Source organism: Chryseobacterium sp. MHB01 (assembly GCF_034651565.1).
Taxonomy (GTDB): Bacteria; Bacteroidota; Bacteroidia; order Flavobacteriales; family Weeksellaceae; genus Chryseobacterium; species Chryseobacterium nepalense.
This window is the reverse complement of the sequence record NZ_JAYEDA010000001.1, coordinates 524,992-543,284: the sequence shown is the minus strand read 5'-3', so window position 1 is coordinate 543,284 and position 18,293 is coordinate 524,992. Positions and strand designations below refer to the sequence as shown.

17 protein-coding genes are annotated in these 18,293 nt (G+C 37.8%); 9 read left to right on the top strand and 8 right to left on the bottom strand.

The window, feature by feature from the left end; genetic code table 11:
* Window positions 1-43: 43 nt before the first annotated feature.
* The 3 genes from U9K52_RS02580 to U9K52_RS02570 all read right to left on the bottom strand — a co-directional run bounded on the left by U9K52_RS02580 (window position 44) and on the right by U9K52_RS02570 (window position 2,137).
* On the bottom strand, window positions 44-862 hold the full coding sequence (locus U9K52_RS02580; protein WP_322925114.1) for an undecaprenyl-diphosphate phosphatase: 819 nt from the start codon (window positions 860-862) through the stop codon (window positions 44-46).
* Between the two features lie 74 nt (window positions 863-936).
* Window positions 937-1,236 carry a DUF3098 domain-containing protein gene (locus U9K52_RS02575; protein WP_248392112.1) on the bottom strand — a complete coding sequence of 100 codons (300 nt, stop codon included), beginning with the start codon at window positions 1,234-1,236 and terminating at the stop codon, window positions 937-939.
* Window position 1,237: 1 nt separating this feature from the next.
* The gene (locus U9K52_RS02570; RefSeq protein WP_263603696.1) at window positions 1,238-2,137 is read right to left on the bottom strand and encodes a cell division protein FtsX; all 900 of its coding nucleotides are present in this window, start codon (window positions 2,135-2,137) and stop codon (window positions 1,238-1,240) included.
* Between the two features lie 92 nt (window positions 2,138-2,229).
* Here U9K52_RS02570 and rsmA point away from each other — a divergent pair, with 92 nt between their 5' ends.
* Window positions 2,230-3,000: a 16S rRNA (adenine(1518)-N(6)/adenine(1519)-N(6))-dimethyltransferase RsmA gene (gene rsmA, locus U9K52_RS02565; RefSeq protein ID WP_263603697.1), complete on the top strand. Its 771-nt coding sequence runs from the start codon at window positions 2,230-2,232 to the stop codon at window positions 2,998-3,000.
* A 68-nt stretch (window positions 3,001-3,068) separates the two neighbouring features.
* Here rsmA and U9K52_RS02560 read toward each other — a convergent pair whose 3' ends face one another.
* Window positions 3,069-4,229 carry a THUMP domain-containing class I SAM-dependent RNA methyltransferase gene (locus tag U9K52_RS02560; protein ID WP_322925109.1) on the bottom strand — a complete coding sequence of 387 codons (1,161 nt, stop codon included), beginning with the start codon at window positions 4,227-4,229 and terminating at the stop codon, window positions 3,069-3,071.
* Between the two features lie 134 nt (window positions 4,230-4,363).
* Between U9K52_RS02560 and U9K52_RS02555 the strand changes: the two genes are divergently transcribed.
* On the top strand, window positions 4,364-5,089 hold the full coding sequence (locus tag U9K52_RS02555; RefSeq protein ID WP_263603699.1) for a class I SAM-dependent DNA methyltransferase: 726 nt from the start codon (window positions 4,364-4,366) through the stop codon (window positions 5,087-5,089).
* Window positions 5,089-5,817, top strand: a complete 729-nt coding sequence (locus U9K52_RS02550; RefSeq protein WP_323673777.1) for a ZIP family metal transporter — start codon at window positions 5,089-5,091, stop codon at window positions 5,815-5,817. Before U9K52_RS02555 ends, U9K52_RS02550 begins: the two co-directional genes overlap by 1 nt.
* 75 nt (window positions 5,818-5,892) lie before the next feature.
* Here U9K52_RS02550 and U9K52_RS02545 read toward each other — a convergent pair whose 3' ends face one another.
* Both U9K52_RS02545 and U9K52_RS02540 read right to left on the bottom strand, forming a co-directional pair.
* Complete coding sequence (locus U9K52_RS02545; protein WP_312175825.1) at window positions 5,893-7,269, bottom strand: hemin receptor; 1,377 nt, start codon at window positions 7,267-7,269, stop codon at window positions 5,893-5,895.
* A gap of 53 nt (window positions 7,270-7,322) precedes the next feature.
* Window positions 7,323-8,384: a hypothetical protein gene (locus tag U9K52_RS02540; protein ID WP_322925103.1), complete on the bottom strand. Its 1,062-nt coding sequence runs from the start codon at window positions 8,382-8,384 to the stop codon at window positions 7,323-7,325.
* 148 nt (window positions 8,385-8,532) lie between these two features.
* On the opposite strand from U9K52_RS02540, the gene proS reads away from it, so the two are divergent.
* The 5 genes from proS (at window position 8,533) to dnaJ (ending at window position 15,040) form a co-directional block, all read left to right on the top strand.
* Entirely contained in the window at window positions 8,533-10,008 is a 1,476-nt protein-coding gene (gene proS / locus U9K52_RS02535) for a proline--tRNA ligase (protein ID WP_248392091.1), read from the top strand.
* A gap of 124 nt (window positions 10,009-10,132) precedes the next feature.
* The gene (locus U9K52_RS02530; RefSeq protein ID WP_322925100.1) at window positions 10,133-11,428 is read left to right on the top strand and encodes an OmpA family protein; all 1,296 of its coding nucleotides are present in this window, start codon (window positions 10,133-10,135) and stop codon (window positions 11,426-11,428) included.
* 111 nt (window positions 11,429-11,539) lie between these two features.
* Complete coding sequence (locus U9K52_RS02525; RefSeq protein WP_263603704.1) at window positions 11,540-12,880, top strand: Nramp family divalent metal transporter; 1,341 nt, start codon at window positions 11,540-11,542, stop codon at window positions 12,878-12,880.
* Window positions 12,881-13,284: 404 nt separating this feature from the next.
* A complete protein-coding gene (locus tag U9K52_RS02520) occupies window positions 13,285-13,821 on the top strand; it encodes a nucleotide exchange factor GrpE (RefSeq protein ID WP_248392088.1) in 537 nt (178 codons plus the stop codon).
* A gap of 103 nt (window positions 13,822-13,924) precedes the next feature.
* Window positions 13,925-15,040 carry a molecular chaperone DnaJ gene (gene dnaJ, locus U9K52_RS02515; RefSeq protein WP_248392087.1) on the top strand — a complete coding sequence of 372 codons (1,116 nt, stop codon included), beginning with the start codon at window positions 13,925-13,927 and terminating at the stop codon, window positions 15,038-15,040.
* A 96-nt stretch (window positions 15,041-15,136) separates the two neighbouring features.
* On the opposite strand, the gene U9K52_RS02510 is transcribed toward dnaJ, so the two are convergent.
* Window positions 15,137-16,027: a DUF808 domain-containing protein gene (locus tag U9K52_RS02510; RefSeq protein ID WP_248392085.1), complete on the bottom strand. Its 891-nt coding sequence runs from the start codon at window positions 16,025-16,027 to the stop codon at window positions 15,137-15,139.
* A 426-nt stretch (window positions 16,028-16,453) separates the two neighbouring features.
* Here U9K52_RS02510 and U9K52_RS02505 point away from each other — a divergent pair, with 426 nt between their 5' ends.
* Window positions 16,454-17,326, top strand: coding sequence for an alpha/beta hydrolase (locus U9K52_RS02505; protein WP_263603705.1), 873 nt, complete (start codon window positions 16,454-16,456; stop codon window positions 17,324-17,326).
* Between the two features lie 199 nt (window positions 17,327-17,525).
* On the opposite strand, the gene U9K52_RS02500 is transcribed toward U9K52_RS02505, so the two are convergent.
* Entirely contained in the window at window positions 17,526-18,233 is a 708-nt protein-coding gene (locus U9K52_RS02500) for a DedA family protein (RefSeq protein WP_248392081.1), read from the bottom strand.
* Between the last annotated feature and the right edge of the window lie 60 nt (window positions 18,234-18,293).

Genomic DNA, 18,293 nt, shown 5'->3' with positions numbered 1-18,293 from the left:
GTAATGAGTAATGGGTAATGAGTAATGTTTGATTTATTCTAGCCTATTGAAAAAAATAAAAATAAATCAGCAAAGCTATTCCAACAAAAATACGATACCAGCCCCACGGCTTGAAACCATATTTATTCAAAACACCGATGAATGCTTTAATGGCAATCAATGCAACAATAAAAGCAACAATGTTTCCTATAATAAAAATAACTATATGATCCTGTGAAGACATAATCATCTCATATCCTTTCTGTGGATTTGCCGTTTCTTTTCCCCACGTTTTTACAAAAACAGAATATACCGTAACCGCCAACATTGTTGGAACGGCAAGAAAAAAGGAAAATTCTGCAGCAGCCTTTCTCGTTAAGCCCTGAGTCATCCCTCCAATAATAGAGGCTGCACTACGGCTGGTTCCCGGCATCATGGCCAGACATTGCCAAAAGCCGATGGTAACCGCTTTCTTTATGGTAATCCCTTTCTCGTCGTCAATTTTAGGATTTTTAAACCATCGATCTGCAAATAAAAGAACAACTCCACCCAATACTAAAACTGAAGAGATTGCAATCTGGTTGCCCAGTACAGCTTCAATTTTATCGTCAAACAGATAACCCAGCACAAGAGCAGGAATCACTGCAAAAGCGAGTTTAAAATAAAACTGTAAATTTTTCAGATCAAAAAATTTTTTCCAGTAAGCAACAACTACAGAAAGTATGGCTCCAAACTGAATAGAAACCTGGAACATTTTTAAAAATTCATCTTCCGGCATTCCCATTAAACTGGCCGTAAATCCCATGTGCGCCGTAGAAGAAATTGGGAGATATTCTGTTAATCCTTCAATGATTGCAATAATTATTGCTTTGATTAAATCCATATTTTTTTGTATTTATCAAAAAAAACTTTGTCAAAGTCCTGAACTCTGACAAAGTTTATATTCTAAAATATTGTTTATTTTCTTTTTAAAATAGCATACACCTCGATCACAAATCCTATGACTACAAACAGCGGTGCAATTCTGATTCTACGGATAGAAAAGATCCCGTCATTCCATGAATTCGGATCAAATTTTCCGTCTACGGTATTGGCATCGGCACCCATCATCAGAAGAAATCCAACGATGATAAATGCAAGACCTATCAGCATCCACTTAAAGTTTTCCTTTCCGAAATAAAAGTTTGTTTCCTGAGGTACTTCATTGGGTTCTTTTCCGAAGTCTTCTGCGGAAAATTTATTTGTTTTTTTGCTCATTTTAAGAATAATATAAATCGTCAACATTTGATCTTAAGAATCTCCAGGTAGCAACTACCGTACTCAGGACCGTGATAAAAATTCCTACTCCGAATACCAATAATACCAGCCAGAAATACTGATTATTGTCCTGTACGAAGGCTGAACCGATCTGGCTTGTAAAATAGTACCAGATCCCGAACAATGCCAAAAGCCCGATTACGGAACCAATTGCCCCAAGAACAACCGCTTCAATAATAAAAGGCTTAAGAATAAACCTTCTTTTTGCTCCTACAAGCTGCATGGTTTTAATGATAAATCTTTTGGAGAATATTTTCAAGCGGATTGAATTGTTGATTAATACAACCGCCAAAATTAAAAACAATATAGAAAAACCTAAGATCCACTTTAGAATCCTGCTCAGGTTATTATAGACATCCACCATCAGCGTACTGTCGTTTTTTACTTCAGCAATGCCCGGAACAGCTTTGATTACTTTCAGCGCCTCATCAATTTTGGCAGGATCTACATATTCCGGTTTTAATGCAATTTCTATAGATGATGGAAATATATTTTCTTCGAAAAGGGCATCCGTATCGATTCCCATGCTTTTTTTAGCTTCCTGAGATGCCATTTCACGGGTGATATAAGTTGCTTTTTTCACCGGAGCCAGCGTCTGAATTTCCTTGAAAACTTCGGCTTCCATTTTCGCAATCTTTACAGAATCTTTAGCATTATAATTTTCAGCGAAGTAGGCATTTACCACAAGCTGCTCTTTGATATAATCGGAATATTTCTGGGCATTGATTAAAATAAGTCCCATTAATCCCAATAAAAATAACACTAAGGCAATACTTATTACCACTGTAATATTGCTAGACCTAAGCCTTTTCTTATTAAATTCATCTACAGATTTAGCCATTAATATTAAAATTTTTGGCTAAAATAGAAAAAAACTTCCGAAATTTGGGAACGAAAAAGAGAAAATCACTGTTAATAAAATCATAAAAAACATTGAGTGTAAAAGCAAAAAAGCATCTTGGTCAGCACTTCCTGACAGATGAAAACATCGCAAGAAAAATCGTAGAAGGTCTGAGTTTTGATGGCTACAAAAATGTAATGGAAGTGGGCCCGGGAATGGGTGTTCTCACCAAATATCTACTGGAAAAAGATCAACATATTTATCTTGCTGAAATAGATAATGAATCCATTGAATATCTTAAAAATAATTATCCCAAAGTAACGGAAGAAACTTTTGTAGGTGATTTTCTGAAACAGGATTTTCAATTTACCAAAAACGAACAAATCGCTATTATCGGGAACTTCCCGTATAATATTTCATCCCAGATTTTGTTTCAGATCGTAGATCATTATGAGCTGATCCCCGAAATGGTGGGCATGTTTCAGAAAGAAGTTGCTGAAAGAACAGCCGCGGTTCCGAGAACGAAAGATTACGGAATCCTTACTGTTTTGATCCAGGCCTATTATGATACTTCATATTTGTTCACGGTTCATGAAAATGTGTTCAACCCGCCTCCCAAAGTAAAATCAGGGGTTATCCGACTTACAAGAAATCCCAAAGAAGGACTTTCCGGAAATGAAGTTTTGTTTAAACAGATCGTAAAAGCAGGGTTTAACCAGAGAAGAAAAAAACTTTCAAATGCTCTGAAAATTCTCAATATTCCGGAGGCTTTAAAAACCCATGAATTCATGGACAAAAGAGCGGAAGAGCTGAGCGTTGCAGATTTTATTTCATTTACTCAACTATGGAAAAATAATTTGTAATACATTTTAACTCATAAAAAACCCTCCTGAATAATGATTAGGAGGGTTTTTATTATTTCAAAGTATGATTAATTTTCTAATTTGTGCACTTTTTTAGTTCCTTCATACATTTCGTACTGTAAAAAACGGGTCTCCAGTTTTCCATTGAAAAGTTTGATTTTTCTTGAAGGCCGAAGTCCTATTTTCTTTACCGCTTCCAAATCCGAAGAAATAAGCCATGCCAGAGTATTAGGATAATTGGTCTTGAAGGTATCTCCTATTTTTTTGTAAAAATCATCATCATTAATAGAAATTCTCTCATCGTACGGAGGATTGAAAACCATCAATAGCGGGAAAAGTTCTTTTTTAGAATCGAAAAAATTCTGTTTCTTAACTTCTATAACGTCTTCCATTTCTGCAGCTTCGATGTTTATTCTGGCGGCATTCAGCATTCTGGCGTCAATATCATAGCCTATTATTTTTCCGGTGAATTCTTTTATTCGATTGACTCTGAATTCTTTTATTTTCGCAAATAAATCGGCATCATAATTTTTCCAGTTCTGGAAAGCAAATCTCTTTCTGAAAAGTTGTGCCGGAAGATCCATGGCAATCATGGCTGCCTCAATTAATAGTGTACCGGAGCCGCACATCGGATCAAGGAAATTTCCCTTTCCATCCCATCCCGCAAGCTGAAGCATTCCGCTTGCCAGAACTTCATTGATGGGTGCTTCCCCCTGCTCTCGTCTGTATCCTCTTTTAAACAAAGGATCTCCTGAAGAATCCAGGGAAATGGTAATTAATTCCCGGTCTATATGAAGATGGAATTTAATATCAGGATTTCGGGTTTCAACATTGGGGCGTCTTTTGAATTTTTCCTGAAAATAATCAACAATAGCATCTTTCATCTTCAGGGTTACGAATTGTGAATGCTTAAATGTTTCTGAATTTACCGTTGCGTCAATCGCAAATGATTGTTCAACATCCATAAATTCTTCCCAATTGAATTTGAAAAGCCTGTCGTAAAACTGATGTTGATTGAAGGCTTTGAATTCATGAATGGGAACCAGAATCTTTAAAGCCGTTCTTGCAGAATAATTTATTTTATACAAAAAACCGAGATCCCCTTCGCAGTTGACCGCCCTGTTTTTTACTTCCACCTTTCTTCCGCCGAGTTTTTTAATTTCTTCCGCTAAAATCTGTTCTAGCCCAAAAAATGTTTTTATCTGAATTTGTATATTTTCTGTATCCATATCTTATTATTAAAAGTTTAAATATTTAAGAATTAAAAGATTAGACATTCTGATTATTGCATGATTGAATATTTCGATCTTTCAATATTAAATACTTTTTCCTTTTACCGCACAAATTTAGTTATTTTTGCATTATGGAATGGTTTGAATCTTGGTTTGATACCCCTTATTATCATTTGCTTTACAGTAACAGAGATTACACGGAAGCAGAAAACTTCATTACAAAACTTACGGCAGACCTTCAACTGCCGCCAAATGCTAAGATTATCGACCTTGCCTGCGGAAAGGGAAGACATTCTGTTTTCCTTAATACATTAGGATATGATGTTTTGGGTCTGGACCTTTCCAGAAAAAGCATAGAATTTGATAAAAAATTTGAGAATCAGACATTATCATTTGACGTCCATGATATGAGGAATCCCATTGATGCGGATCCTATGGACGCCGTATTCAACCTCTTTACAAGCTTTGGATATTTTGATAATGAAAATGATGACAAAAAAGTTTTTCATTCGGTTTTTAACGCTCTTAAACCAGGAGGCTTTTTTGTGCTGGATTATCTGAATGAAGAATTCGTACGGAAGAATATTGTTCCTGAAGCTGTCGTAACGCGTGGAGATATCGAATTTAAGATTACAAAAAAAATAGAAGGAAGACATATAATTAAAGATATCCGGTTTGAAGATAAGGGAAAACCTTACCATTTTTTTGAAAAAGTAAAACTTCATACATTGGAAGCGATAAATAGTTACGCTGAAGAATGCGGTTTTGAACGAATTAAAATCTGGGGCGATTATCAGCTGAATGAATTTGATAAAGAAAAATCCCCCCGCTGCATTAATTTATTTAAGAAAAAATGATAACTGTTCTTTTACTGATTTTAAGTGTTGTTTCCGGAGTATTTTTAGGAAAATATTTTGGAAAAAAAGAAAAGCTGGCTAAAAACTTATTAATTTTAAGTGCCGGATTTTTGATTACCATCTGTCTTAACGAAGTCTTTCCTCAGGTATATACTGCGGAAACAGGAACCAGTCTGGGTATCTTCGTCATTATTGGTGTTTTACTACAGATGATTCTGGAAGCGCTCACCAAAGGTTTTGAACACGGCCATTTTCATCATCATAGCGAGCATAATATTCTTCCCGCGGCATTAATGGTAGGACTTTTTATTCATGCATTTATAGAAGGAATTCCTCTGGCAAATGATGAACATGAACTTTCTCCTTATCTATGGGGAATTGTTTTTCACAATCTACCTATATCCTTTATTTTGGGAGCTTTTCTATTTAACAGAAAAAATGAATCCAGATCTGCACCATCCTATCCTTCATTGCTGATTGTAGCTTTATTTGCGCTGGCTTCGCCGATGGGAATGCTGTTGGGTAATTACTTTGATCCGTATCTGCAGCCTTATTTTCTGGCTATTGTAGGAGGTATCTTTCTGCATATTTCTTCAGTCATTATATTTGAAAGCAACAAAAACCATAATATCGACTGGTTGAAAATTGGTTTGGTAATTCTGGGAGTTTCGTTGGCTTTGGTCATGCATCTTTTTCATGATCATGGGCATTTGGGACATCATCATTAGATTACATAACTTCCTGATTAATAAACAAAAGCTCCGAAATTATCGGAGCTTTTGTTTATATAATCTTATATTACATTAGAATTTCCATCCGAAGGTAATAAAGAAGTTATTTCTCACATTTTTCACATCCGATACTGCATATGCATCACTTGAGATCAAACGGCTCGGAGAATAATATCCTGCTTCATAAGCATTATCAACAACTCCATATAAAAACGGATTGCTATATTTTGAGGTCACATTCTGATACGATGCGTCAATATAAAATGATCTGAAATCATATCCCAAACCTACTGAAAGTGCATTCCTGTCATTTAAAATAAGATTATTGTAAGACTGACCTGTGATACCGCCATTATCCGTATATCTGTCAACATTTAGTGCATCAAAAGGACTTGAAGCATACGCATAACCTCCTCTTAATCTGAATTGCTTAATTCTGTATTCTGCTCCGATCTTTACTTCCGAAAGATTTTTGTAATTGTCTTTGAAGAAATCATTCAGTTCAGTCTCTGCATCTCCATATACTTTATATTTAGGCTTTGTTAAACCCAATGTATAATCGACGTTTAAAGCAAAACTTTTATTAGCAATAAATGCAGCACTCACGGTAGCTTTCATCGGCGAAGTAAGCTTTCTGTCTTCAACAGCATAATCATCACCGTAAATCGGGTCATTATAAAAACTATAGCTTCTGTCAATATTCCAGAAAGTAGGAGTTTCCAATGCAGCACCCAGTCTAAAATTTCGTCCAAATTTTCCAATTACCCCCAGTGATGCCGAAAAACCGTTTCCTCTTTCATAAAAAGGAGTGTTTTGCTTACTGAAGTATTCTGAGCTGCCATTTGATAAAGAATTAAAAATTGCAGTATCAGATTGGTCAATTGACGAATTGAAAAAATTAAGACCCGCTCCAAGATATAAATTATTGTTATAATTTGCACCTACACCAAAACTCGTTTTAGACATATAGCCATACCTGTCATATGCGTGTCTGCCTAATGAAGAACTCGTAGCATCAGGAAAATCATAAATTAAGTTACTATTTCCGGGAGTTTCAATATAATTATCGATCGATTGATTAGAGTAATTCACACCAATGTTGATGAATTTCCATGCACTTTCGGTCATCAATTGGAAGGTCATTACCGCTCCGACATTTCCAAGATCTCCTTTGTTGATCGTATATCCGTAAGACGATCCGGCATAAGAAGATGTGTTCTTATTGCTGGTAACAGAAAGCGTTCCCGAAACTTCTCCTGAAATGGCAACTCCAAGACCGGCAGGGTTGGTAAGAAGAGAATTGGCATCCCCTCCCAACGCACCGTTAGATCCTGCCATGGCATTAAATTTTGCTGAACCGATATTAGGTGCATTGGAATAAACATCCGTCGTATTCCTTATCACTGAAACATCTTGAGCCTGCGCAAAAAATGCAGCAGAAATACTCATTATTGCTAAAGATTTTTTTAACATTATTTTTTTGAATAGTTATTTAACTTAAATTATCTGCCACCACGGAAGCCGCCGCCTCCACCGCCGCCGGATCTAAAACCGCCGCCGCTTCCTCCGCCAAAGCCACCGCCTCCTGATCTGAAGCCACCGCCACTGTTGGAATTATTAAAGCTGCCATTATTTCTGAAACCGCCGTCATTTCTTGGTTGGGAAGGCTGCTGATAATTGTAATTTGGTCTTGGCTGACCCTGGTTACGGAACCCGCCCTGAGGTCTCACCCCATTTTGATTTCTGAAACCACCATTGGTAGTATTTCCTTGTCTGAAACCACCGCTGTTATTAGATCCTCTAAAGCCTCCATTATTTGCATTGTCTCTGAAACTTCCGGTACCGGTAGAACTTCTTCTGAAACCGTTTGAACTGGTAACTCCGTATTTATTGGCAAAACTTCCGTTATAAGTATTAAATCCTCTTCCGTTAACACCGCTTCTTCTGTAATAAGGAGCATAGTAATTACCTCCCCAGTAGCCACCGTAGCCCCAATATGGATTATAGCCTCCCCATCCCCAATAAGGATTATAGCCCCAATAAGGTGAATATCCCCAGCCCATATTCCAGCCGGCGCCCCAACCCCATGAGCCTCCCCATGAAAGTCCGATGCCCCAGCCACCGCCGTAGCCCCAATACGGATTATAGCCTCCGTACCAGCCGCCCCAGCCCCAAGGATTACCCCAACCCCAGCCCCACGAGTTATCGTAGTAGTTGGTTTCACTTCCTGCATACATTCCCCAGTCTGAGTCGGTTGCTGTATTATTCCAGTTATAGTTGTTCCAGTCTTCATAACGCCCTGTTCTGGAATTGATCTCTGCATTCTGAATAAGATTAGAATCATCCTGATAATAATTATAATCCTCTCCTACCCTGTTTCCTCTCTCGTTGATAATTACGCCTTCCGGTAAGGTGTCTTTATTCGGGTCGTAATAAACGCCATCTGTCTCACTGTATCCACCCATCTGGGCACCGCAGGACATAAGTAATAATCCGCCTGCCACCGCTAAAATCCCTTTGGATTTAATGGCGCCAAGCAAATTTTTATGTATATTTCTTTTCATGATAACGTAAAAATTTTTTTATTTAAATTATATTTGCAAAATGTACCAAAAATGTACCATTACCACAGGTACAAAAATCTATCAAAAATAGATTTTTATTTTTAGATAACAATAATAGCGAAAAGTTAAAAAAATTAAAAAAAAATTAATGGCAAAATTAACCTCAAGAAGCGAAGATTACAGCAAATGGTATAACGAGTTGGTAGTAAAAGCCGACTTAGCTGAAAACTCAGGAGTAAGAGGATGCATGGTAATTAAACCATATGGCTATGCAATCTGGGAGAAAATGCGTGACGAAATGGATAAAAAATTCAAGGAGACCGGTCACGTAAATGCATATTTCCCGCTTTTTGTGCCCAAGAGCTTATTTGAGGCTGAAGAAAAAAATGCAGAAGGTTTTGCTAAAGAATGTGCCGTTGTTACCCACTATCGATTAAAAACAGATCCTGATAACCCTTCTAAACTGATTGTGGATCCCGATGCAAAACTTGAGGAAGAACTAATCGTACGACCTACTTCAGAAGCCATTATCTGGAATACTTATAAAAACTGGATTCAGTCTTACAGGGATTTACCGATATTGATTAACCAATGGGCGAATGTTGTACGTTGGGAAATGAGAACACGTCTTTTCCTGAGAACTGCTGAGTTTCTTTGGCAGGAAGGGCACACCGCTCACGCCACAAAAGATGAGGCGATTGAAGAGGCTGAAAAAATGAATAAAGTCTATGCCGATTTTGCAGAAAACTTTATGGCAATGCCTGTCATTCAGGGATTAAAAACACCTTCCGAAAGATTTGCCGGAGCTGATGAAACCTACTGTATAGAAGCATTAATGCAGGATGGAAAAGCACTTCAGGCAGGAACATCTCACTTCTTAGGTCAGAATTTCGCCAAAGCTTTTGATGTAAAATTCACCAATAAAGAAGGAAAAATAGAACACGCATGGGCCACTTCGTGGGGAACTTCCACACGTCTCATGGGAGCGTTGATTATGACCCATTCTGATGATTTCGGATTGGTGCTTCCTCCAACACTGGCACCTATTCAGGTTGTAATTGTTCCGATCTTTAAAGGTGAAGAACAGCTTGCTGAAATCAGTGAAGTAGCATTGGATATTCAGGCTAAACTAAGAGCGAAAGGAATTTCCGTGAAATTTGATGATGACACTCAGAACAAACCGGGCTGGAAATTTGCAGAATACGAGTTAAAAGGTGTTCCTGTAAGAATTGCAATGGGTCCCAGAGATCTTGAGAACAAATCGGTAGAAATCGCACGAAGAGACAATCTTACGAAAGAAGTACGTTCTATTGAAGGACTGGATTCTTACATCGAAGATTTGCTGAAAACCATACAACAGGATATCTATAACAAAGCTTTCGAATTTAGAAAGAACAACATAACAAAAGTTGATTCATACGATGAATTCAAAAAAGTTCTTGAGGAAAAAGGAGGGTTCCTATATGCACATTGGGACGGAACTGCAGAAGAAGAAGAACAGATCAAGGAAGAGACTAAAGCAACCATAAGATGTATTCCTTTGGATGATGATATCGAGGAAGGCGTATCTCTTATTTCCGGAAAACCTTCAAAAAGAAGAGTTTTGTTTGCAAAAGCATATTAACTTATCTTAAATAAGATTTTGAATCTGCAAAAATCCGATGGATTTTTGCAGATTTTTTTTTATCACAGCCGTTTGGACGAGTTTTTGATAGCATTCTACAACATTAATCTCAAAATAATTTACTATGTCTCTAAACATTATTGATCTTATTAAAGGACAGCTGGGACCGGCTTTGGTATCGCAGGCTGCTTTACAGTATGGCGAAAGCGAATCGGGAATTTCAAAAGCGATCGGCGGATTATTGCCTGCTGTAGTAGGAGGACTGGCCAATAACTCTGATAATCCTTTAATATTGGATGCTATCATGAATTCCTCTTCACCAGATATCCTGAATAACCTTTCAGGAAATTCTTCAAATAATTCATCGATTGCCAGTGTACTTACGCAGATATTCGGCGATAAGATGAACGGACTTGTGAATTCTGTTGCTACTTACGCAGAAATCAGTAATAATTCTTCAAACTCTCTTTTACATTTGGTTACCGGCGCAACTGTCGGCACCATCAGCAAATACGCTGCAGATAATAATCTGGATAAAGCCGGAATTTCAGGTCTTCTTAATGACCAGAAAGGGATTGTTTCAACTTTATTGCCTGCAGGACTTTCCTTTGCTTCTCTTAATATGGGAGACTGGGATGCAAGATATAAATTTGACAATGATAGAGATAAGATCAACATGCCGGCTCAGGAGGAACCTAAAATTCAAGTTACCAGAAGTACAACCCTTAATGGAACTTTTCCCGATAAAAATAAAGATAAGGACGGGTCTATCTGGAAATGGCTTTTGCCTTTTTTATTGCTGATTGCCGCAGCTTATTTCATTTGGAGACAGTGTGAACAAAGAGAAACAACGACAACCACTATCGTAACTGATTCCGGCGAAGTGGTAACCGATACCGCAACTACTACCGGAAACAATACCGCGACAGGAATATCTACTACTCAGGCTGATGAAGATATTGATCTGAACGGCACTCCGTTAAAAGGCTACAAAGGAGGTATGGAAGACCGAATGATTGCTTTTCTGAAATCAGACGGTTATAAAAATGCACAAAATGATGACGCATTAAAAGATACGTGGTATAATTTTGACCATGTAAATTTTAAAATGGGAAGTGCCAACCAGCTTGAAGCAGGATCTGAAGGCCAACTTCAAAATCTGGCAGCTATTTTAAAAGCATATCCTGATGTTAAGGTTAAAATAGGAGGTTACACGGATAAAACCGGAGATGAAAACACTAACCAAAAATTATCTGACGATCGTGCAAAATTTATAAGATCATGGCTGGATAAACAAGGTGTTGGATCACAAATTACCGGAGCAGACGGATATGGAAGCGAGTTTGCAACGGTTGATGCCTCTGCTTCTGATGCTGAAAGAGCCGTTGACCGTAAAATGGCGGTGCGTTTTACAAAATAATTTTATTTAAATATATATATTACAGATCCCGAAATGTTTCGGGATCTTTTATTGATGATTTTGTAGTTTTCATTTATTTAATTACTTTTGTTAGTCATTTCTAACATTTTTATGAATCTGAATTTAAAGAACGCCTGGCGACGAGATAAGACCTCAAATTCACTATCCGAAGTATATTCTTCGGTGAAAGTTCCTCAGAACGGAAGTTTCTGGAGGAAATATCTTGCCTTTGCCGGCCCGGGACTGATGGTTGCCGTAGGTTATATGGATCCTGGGAACTGGGCTACTGATATTGCGGGAGGAGCACAATTCGGATATACGCTGCTTTCCGTAATACTGATCTCGAATATTTTCGCGATGGTGTTACAGCATTTATCTGTAAAACTTGGAGTAGTTGCCGAAAGAGATCTTGCTCAGGCCTGCAGGGATCATTTTAGTCCCACTACCAACTTTATATTATGGATATTTTGCGAAATTGCCATAGCTGCATGCGATCTTGCCGAAGTGATTGGATCAGCCATTGCACTCAATCTCCTTTTCCAGATTCCTCTTACCTGGGGAATTGTTATAACGACAATAGACGTGCTTTTCATTCTTCTGCTCCAGTCTAAAGGATTCCGGTGGATTGAAAGTATTGTAGGTGGGCTGATTTTTATTATCCTCGCTTGTTTTGTATATGAACTGGTGATTTCAGAGCCTGCCGTGAACGAAATTTTCGGAGGACTTGTGCCGAAAGCAGAAATCGTTCAGAATCCGGCGATGCTTTATATTGCTATAGGAATTTTGGGGGCAACCGTTATGCCGCATAATTTATACCTGCACAGCAGCATTGTTCAGACGAGGGATTATCCAAGAAATAGTGAGGGAAAAAAAGAAGCCATAAAATTTGCAACATTAGACAGCACTTTTTCTCTGATGCTTGCGTTTTTTATTAATGCCGCCATCCTTATTCTGGCTGCTGCTACGTTCCATGTTTCCGGAAATCACGATGTAGCGGATATTCATGATGCCTATAAATTACTAACTCCCATTTTAGGCGCTTCCATGGCAAGCATTGTTTTTGCCGTTGCTTTACTGGCCTCAGGACAAAATTCTACTTTAACAGGAACTCTTGCCGGGCAAATCGTAATGGAAGGTTTTCTGAATATTAAATTAAAACCCTGGCTGCGACGTCTTATAACAAGATTGATTGCCGTAATCCCGGCGTTGATTGTCGCCATTCTTTATGGTGAACAGGGCACTACGGATCTTCTCGTACTGAGCCAGGTCATATTATCCATGCAGCTGAGCTTTGCCGTTGTTCCTTTGGTGATGTTTACCAGTGATAAAGCGAAGATGGGAGAATTCGTGAATAAACCCTTTCTAAAAATCTGTGTCTGGATTATTTCTTTTATTATTATTGTTTTAAATGTTTATCTTCTGTATCAGACATTTTTTGGAGAAGGAATTTAAATAGATTTAATTATTTAGATTAAACTAATAAACCACGCCTTCAAAAATTCTTGAGTCTTCGCCACCCTTCTATGGAAGGGACTACCCTGTTCCAGTATATTTATATTGCAAACCGCGATTTCAATGATGGCTAAGGTTCCCGAAGTCACCAAGCCTACTACCCTAGCCGCGATAGTAACGGATACCCCACAGCACGCGTTGGCGGTGAAAGCATGCGGCTGCGCGAGGAGTATGAGTGGATAGCGCGAAAAAGCTCCTAAAAAATGATTGATGATTGATCGTTGATAGTTTTTCCGCAAACTTCTAACTTCTAACTTCTAACTTCTAACTTCCGTCTGCCTAATTGTCACCCTTTCTCCTTTGGCAGAATGTTTGTCAATACTAACCCAAATAAATATTGAATTATGGAAAATCAGGATATCAACGAAGAAAGCATCAATAATCAGGAAGAAACGAATATTCAGAATGAAGCGATATCAGAAGACAATGTGACAGCAAAACCTTCTGCGGAGGAACTTTTGGCAGAGGAAAAAGACCGTTATATCAGATTGTACGCTGAATTCGAAAACTATAAAAAAAGAACGTCTAAAGAAAAAATGGAATTTTTCCAGTATGCCAATCAGGATATGATGGTTTCTATGCTGGGCGTTCTGGATGATTTTGAGAGAGCTTTAAAGGAAATTGCCAAAAATGGTAATCCTTCGGATCTTCAGGGCGTTGAACTGATCTACAATAAATTTAAAAGCAAATTGACCGAAAAAGGACTGAAAGCAATGGAGGTAAATCCGGGAGACAGCTTTAATGTAGACTTCCATGAAGCCATTACTCAGATTCCTGCTCCGTCAGAAGATCTTAAAGGTAAAATTGTAGACGTGATTGAGACAGGATATACGCTGGGAGATAAAGTGATCCGTTTTGCAAAAGTAGTAACCGGAAATTAAAATTTATGAATGATAAATGATGAGTGATAATTGATGTATATTCATTTATTTACCCATTTTAAATATCTATTATCATTTATCAATAATCAATTATAGAAAAGAGATGTCAAAAAGAGATTATTACGAGGTTCTTGAGATCAGCAAATCTGCATCAGCCGACGAGATAAAGAAAGCATACCGTAAAATGGCCATCAAATATCACCCTGATAAAAATCCGGGCGATAAAGATGCTGAAGAAAAATTCAAGGAAGCTGCAGAAGCTTACGAAGTACTGAGCGACGAACAGAAACGTGCCAGATATGACCAATTCGGACATGCGGGAGTTGGCGGAAACGGTGGTTTCGGAGGCGGCGGCTTTGGCGGCGGAATGAACATGGAAGATATTTTCAGTCAGTTCGGAGATATTTTCGGGGGCGGTTTCGGAGGTTTTGGTGGCGGAGGCGGACGTCAGCAGGTTAAAGGTTCCAATTTACGAATCAGAATCAAGCTGAATCTTGATGAAATGGTGAACGGAACGCAGAAGACCATCAAAGTAAAGAAAATGAAGTTTGCTGAAGGGGCGACTTCAAAAACGTGTCCTACCTGCGGCGGTTCGGGAGTTCAGCTGAAAGTCATGAATACGATGTTCGGACAGATGCAGACGCAGACTACCTGCGGAACCTGTCAGGGAATCGGTAAAGTTGCTGATAAAATTCCGGCCGGTGCCAATGCACAGGGACTTATCAAGGACGAAGAAGAAGTTACCATTAATATCCCTGCCGGAGCGAGAGACGGTATCCAGCTTAATGTAAGAGGTAAAGGAAATGATGCGCCTTTCGGCGGTATTCCTGGTGATCTTTTGGTAATTATTGAAGAAGAGGTTGATAAAACCATCAAAAGAGAAGGTGATAATCTTCACCAGGAATTGTATATTTCTTTTGCTGAAGCAGCCTTGGGAACAAAAAAAGAAGTACCGACTGTTGGCGGAAAGGTGAAAATTACCATCGATGCCGGAACGCAATCCGGAAAAATCCTCAGATTAGCAGGAAAAGGCCTTCCAAGCATCGACAGTTACGGAAAGGGCGATATGTTTATCCATATCAATGTCTGGACTCCGCAAAAGCTTACTAAAGAACAGAAAGATTTCTTTGAAAAACAGATGAACAGCGGTGAAATGGTTGCTGAGCCATCCGGAAAAGAAAAAACTTTTTTTGATAAGGTGAAAGACTTGTTCAACTAATATATAATAAAAAAGAGGCTTTAAGCCTCTTTTTTAGTTTCTTTATCGGCGGCTTCGCAGAAGCCGCCGATAAAGAAAAATGAATTTTATTATAAACTATTTCCTTTTAAAAGCCAGCGAATAAATTCCTTTTCCGGCAGTAAAAAGAGCTACTGCAAGCAACCCGCCACCTAATCCGAAAACAAGTTCCTTAAGGATAGAAGGCCACGTTGGAAACAGATGGTGAAAATAATCGATTCTGTGTGCAAAAATTCCTCCGGCTACAAGAATCAGAGCAACAGTACCAATGATTCCCAATCCTTTGATGACAATTGGTAAAGCTTTTACCAAAAAATGTCCCAGCTTTCCAAAAAATCCTTTATCATTACTTTTCTTGATCAATTTGAATCCGGCATCGTCCATTCTTACAATTAAAGCAACAATTCCATACACCCCTACCGTAGCAATAAATGCAACCAGACTTGTTACAAGAATTTGCGTGATAAAAGGATGACTTTCTTCCAATACCGTTCCCAGCGCAATGATAACGATCTCAATGGATAAAATAAAATCTGTGGTTATGGCTGATTTTACTTTGGCTTTTTCAATTTCTTCCGGGCTCTGCCCTTTTGTGTCTTCAACTTCCTTCTCTACTTCATGACCTTTTTTATCACGGTGGAATAAAAATTCAATAATTTTTTCCATGCCTTCAAAAGAAAGATACAGCCCCCCGAGAATCAGCACATAGTTAATCGCCGGAGCGTATAACCAGTTCAGTAAAAATACAATCGGTAAAATGATTAACTTATTGACAAAAGAACCTTTAGTGATAGCCCACAATACCGGAAGTTCGCGGGATGAAAGAAATCCGGTTGCCTTTTCGGCATTTACTGCCAGGTCGTCCCCCAGAATTCCTGCTGTCTTTTGAGTCGCAATTTTACTCGTTACCGCTACATCGTCCATCAGAGCTGCGATGTCATCCAAAATAGCAAAAAAACCAGATGCCATAAATTTTAATATTTTTTTAATAATTGTTAAACAAAAATAATTATTTAATTTGACTTGTTATAGAATTGATCAAGGTTTTGGAAAGAATTTAAATATACATTTAAAACCATGCCGTTGAAAACGAACAATTGTCAAATTCATGAGTTAAATAATAAAACGAGCCTTTTAGGTTCAAATTTCAGGCAAAAAGGTTCAATGATGAGGCAAAAAGGTTCAAAGATCACCCTTTTATACTCGCGGATAAGCCTAAAAGCTTCAAATTCCAGGCAAAAAGGCTCAATGATGAAGCTAAAAGGTTCAACAACCAGTCTTTTATACTCAATGGTGAATCTAAAAGACCCAAATTCAAGACAGAAAGCTTTAACTGTGAGTAGAATCATGTTCTCCCTGCTGCTTATTAGTTTATTTTTTCCTTATTTTTAACCTATGAAAAAGCTGATTCTTAATTATCATTTTTTCGTTCTGGGATTAATCAGCTTTGTATTACAGTCATGCAATACAAAATTCAGAGTCTGGGTAGGAACCAATAATGAACAGAAAATATACAATCTCAAGTACGGTGAAAATAAAAGGCAAAAAATGGATGTTTTCCTTCCTTCGGATTATCCCAATGATGCTCCGGTTGTCTTATTGATTCACGGAGGGGCCTGGAAATATGGAAAAAAAGAGCATATGATCCACATTCAGAAAATGCTTTTTAATCATAATATTCCGAGCATCAATATGAATTACAGGCTGGTTTCAAAATCAAAAAAAATCACCTACCGGGAACAGCTGGAAGATATCAATACAGTTATCACCAAGTTCAATGAACTGGCGGAAAAAGCAGAGCTACAGCCAAACAATTATATTCTTTTGGGTGAAAGCGCGGGCGGCCATCTTGCTTTATTGTACGGATACAAGAATCCCGAACAGATCCGGAAAATTATTTCCATGAGTGCTCCTACCGATTTTTATTCTGCTGAATATCTGAATTCGTTCTATTCCAAATATTCTTCCCCTACGCTTCAGGCTGTTGTAGGAAAAAAATTTCACAGGAAAAATATGTCGGAGGAATTCAAAAAGGCCAGTCCGATAGCTAATGTTTCTGATGTTCCGACTCTGATTTTCCAGGGTAACCAGGACTTTCTGGTGAATAAAAAACAGGGACTTGCTCTTGATTCGGCTTTAACCGCCCGGAAAATTCTGCACAAACTGGTCTTTATGAAAAATACGGGACATGCCCCAAGATTTTTCAACAAGAAAAAAAGAGACACCCTAATTTATCCGAATATTCTGGAATGGATTCAACAAAAATGAGTAATGAGTAATGGGTAATAATCGATGAGTGATGATTGATAATGGTTGATAGTTGATGGTTGATGGTTGATGGTTAATTGATAAAAACAACGTTTCAATTGATTTAAATTTCTTCCACTTGCATTTTACTTGCATTTTATCTTATGCATAAAAAAGCCCGCTTTTTTGAGCAGGCTTGTATTATTTAATTTGAATGAAATTATTCTTCGTCTTCATCAAATTTATGATTTTCATATTTTGAAAAATCCTGTTTCTTGCCGAATAAAAATTTCAGGATTACCGGTACTGTTGTAATCAGAACAATAACAATAATAATGAGTTCAAGTTTTTTCTTCAAATCGATTCCGAACTGATCAATGAAAAGCTTATCAAGATAATGTCCTGCAAAGATCAGTAAGAAAGACCATAGTACTGCGCCAATGATATTATCTCTTAAGAAATCCTTTTTATCCATTTTTACGATTCCGGCAACAATGGGTGTAAACGTTCTCACTACCGGCAGGAATCTTGCCATGATGATGGCTAATGCTCCATTTTTCTCGAAAAAATCATGAGCCTGATACAGATATTTTTTTTTAAACAACCATGTGTCTTCCTTCTTATATAAGGCAGAACCTGCCTTTCTTCCAAAATAATAACCTACTTCATTTCCTATAATCGCGGCAAGTGCTACAGAAGAGGCCAGAATAAATGTATCTAAGAAATCATTTCCTGTAGATCCGAACGTTGCACTAATAATGTCAATTGAATAAATCCCCGAAACAAAAAGAAGTGAATCTCCCGGTAAGAAAAATCCTACAAAAAGACCTGTTTCAGCAAAAATAATAAACAGAATAAGCCAAAATCCGCCAAGCTTAATATAAAACTCAGGATTTAATAAATCTTTCCAATTAGTGAAGTCTTCCATACATTTTGATAAGTAACAAAAATAGGATTAATAAACGTCATTCCGAAATTTATTATAAGA

Excerpts from the sequence above, each read along its gene's own strand:
- U9K52_RS02580 (WP_322925114.1), bottom strand. The coding sequence starts at position 862 with ATGGATTTAATCAAAGCAATAATTATTGCAATCATTGAAGGATTAACA.
- U9K52_RS02575 (WP_248392112.1), bottom strand. The coding sequence starts at position 1,236 with ATGAGCAAAAAAACAAATAAATTTTCCGCAGAAGACTTCGGAAAAGAA.
- U9K52_RS02570 (WP_263603696.1), bottom strand. The coding sequence starts at position 2,137 with ATGGCTAAATCTGTAGATGAATTTAATAAGAAAAGGCTTAGGTCTAGC.
- U9K52_RS02560 (WP_322925109.1), bottom strand. The coding sequence starts at position 4,229 with ATGGATACAGAAAATATACAAATTCAGATAAAAACATTTTTTGGGCTA.
- U9K52_RS02555 (WP_263603699.1), top strand. The coding sequence starts at position 4,364 with ATGGAATGGTTTGAATCTTGGTTTGATACCCCTTATTATCATTTGCTT.
- U9K52_RS02545 (WP_312175825.1), bottom strand. The coding sequence starts at position 7,269 with ATGAGTATTTCTGCTGCATTTTTTGCGCAGGCTCAAGATGTTTCAGTG.
- U9K52_RS02540 (WP_322925103.1), bottom strand. The coding sequence starts at position 8,384 with ATGAAAAGAAATATACATAAAAATTTGCTTGGCGCCATTAAATCCAAA.
- proS (WP_248392091.1), top strand. The coding sequence starts at position 8,533 with ATGGCAAAATTAACCTCAAGAAGCGAAGATTACAGCAAATGGTATAAC.
- U9K52_RS02530 (WP_322925100.1), top strand. The coding sequence starts at position 10,133 with ATGTCTCTAAACATTATTGATCTTATTAAAGGACAGCTGGGACCGGCT.
- U9K52_RS02525 (WP_263603704.1), top strand. The coding sequence starts at position 11,540 with ATGAATCTGAATTTAAAGAACGCCTGGCGACGAGATAAGACCTCAAAT.
- U9K52_RS02520 (WP_248392088.1), top strand. The coding sequence starts at position 13,285 with ATGGAAAATCAGGATATCAACGAAGAAAGCATCAATAATCAGGAAGAA.
- dnaJ (WP_248392087.1), top strand. The coding sequence starts at position 13,925 with ATGTCAAAAAGAGATTATTACGAGGTTCTTGAGATCAGCAAATCTGCA.
- U9K52_RS02510 (WP_248392085.1), bottom strand. The coding sequence starts at position 16,027 with ATGGCATCTGGTTTTTTTGCTATTTTGGATGACATCGCAGCTCTGATG.
- U9K52_RS02505 (WP_263603705.1), top strand. The coding sequence starts at position 16,454 with ATGAAAAAGCTGATTCTTAATTATCATTTTTTCGTTCTGGGATTAATC.
- U9K52_RS02500 (WP_248392081.1), bottom strand. The coding sequence starts at position 18,233 with ATGGAAGACTTCACTAATTGGAAAGATTTATTAAATCCTGAGTTTTAT.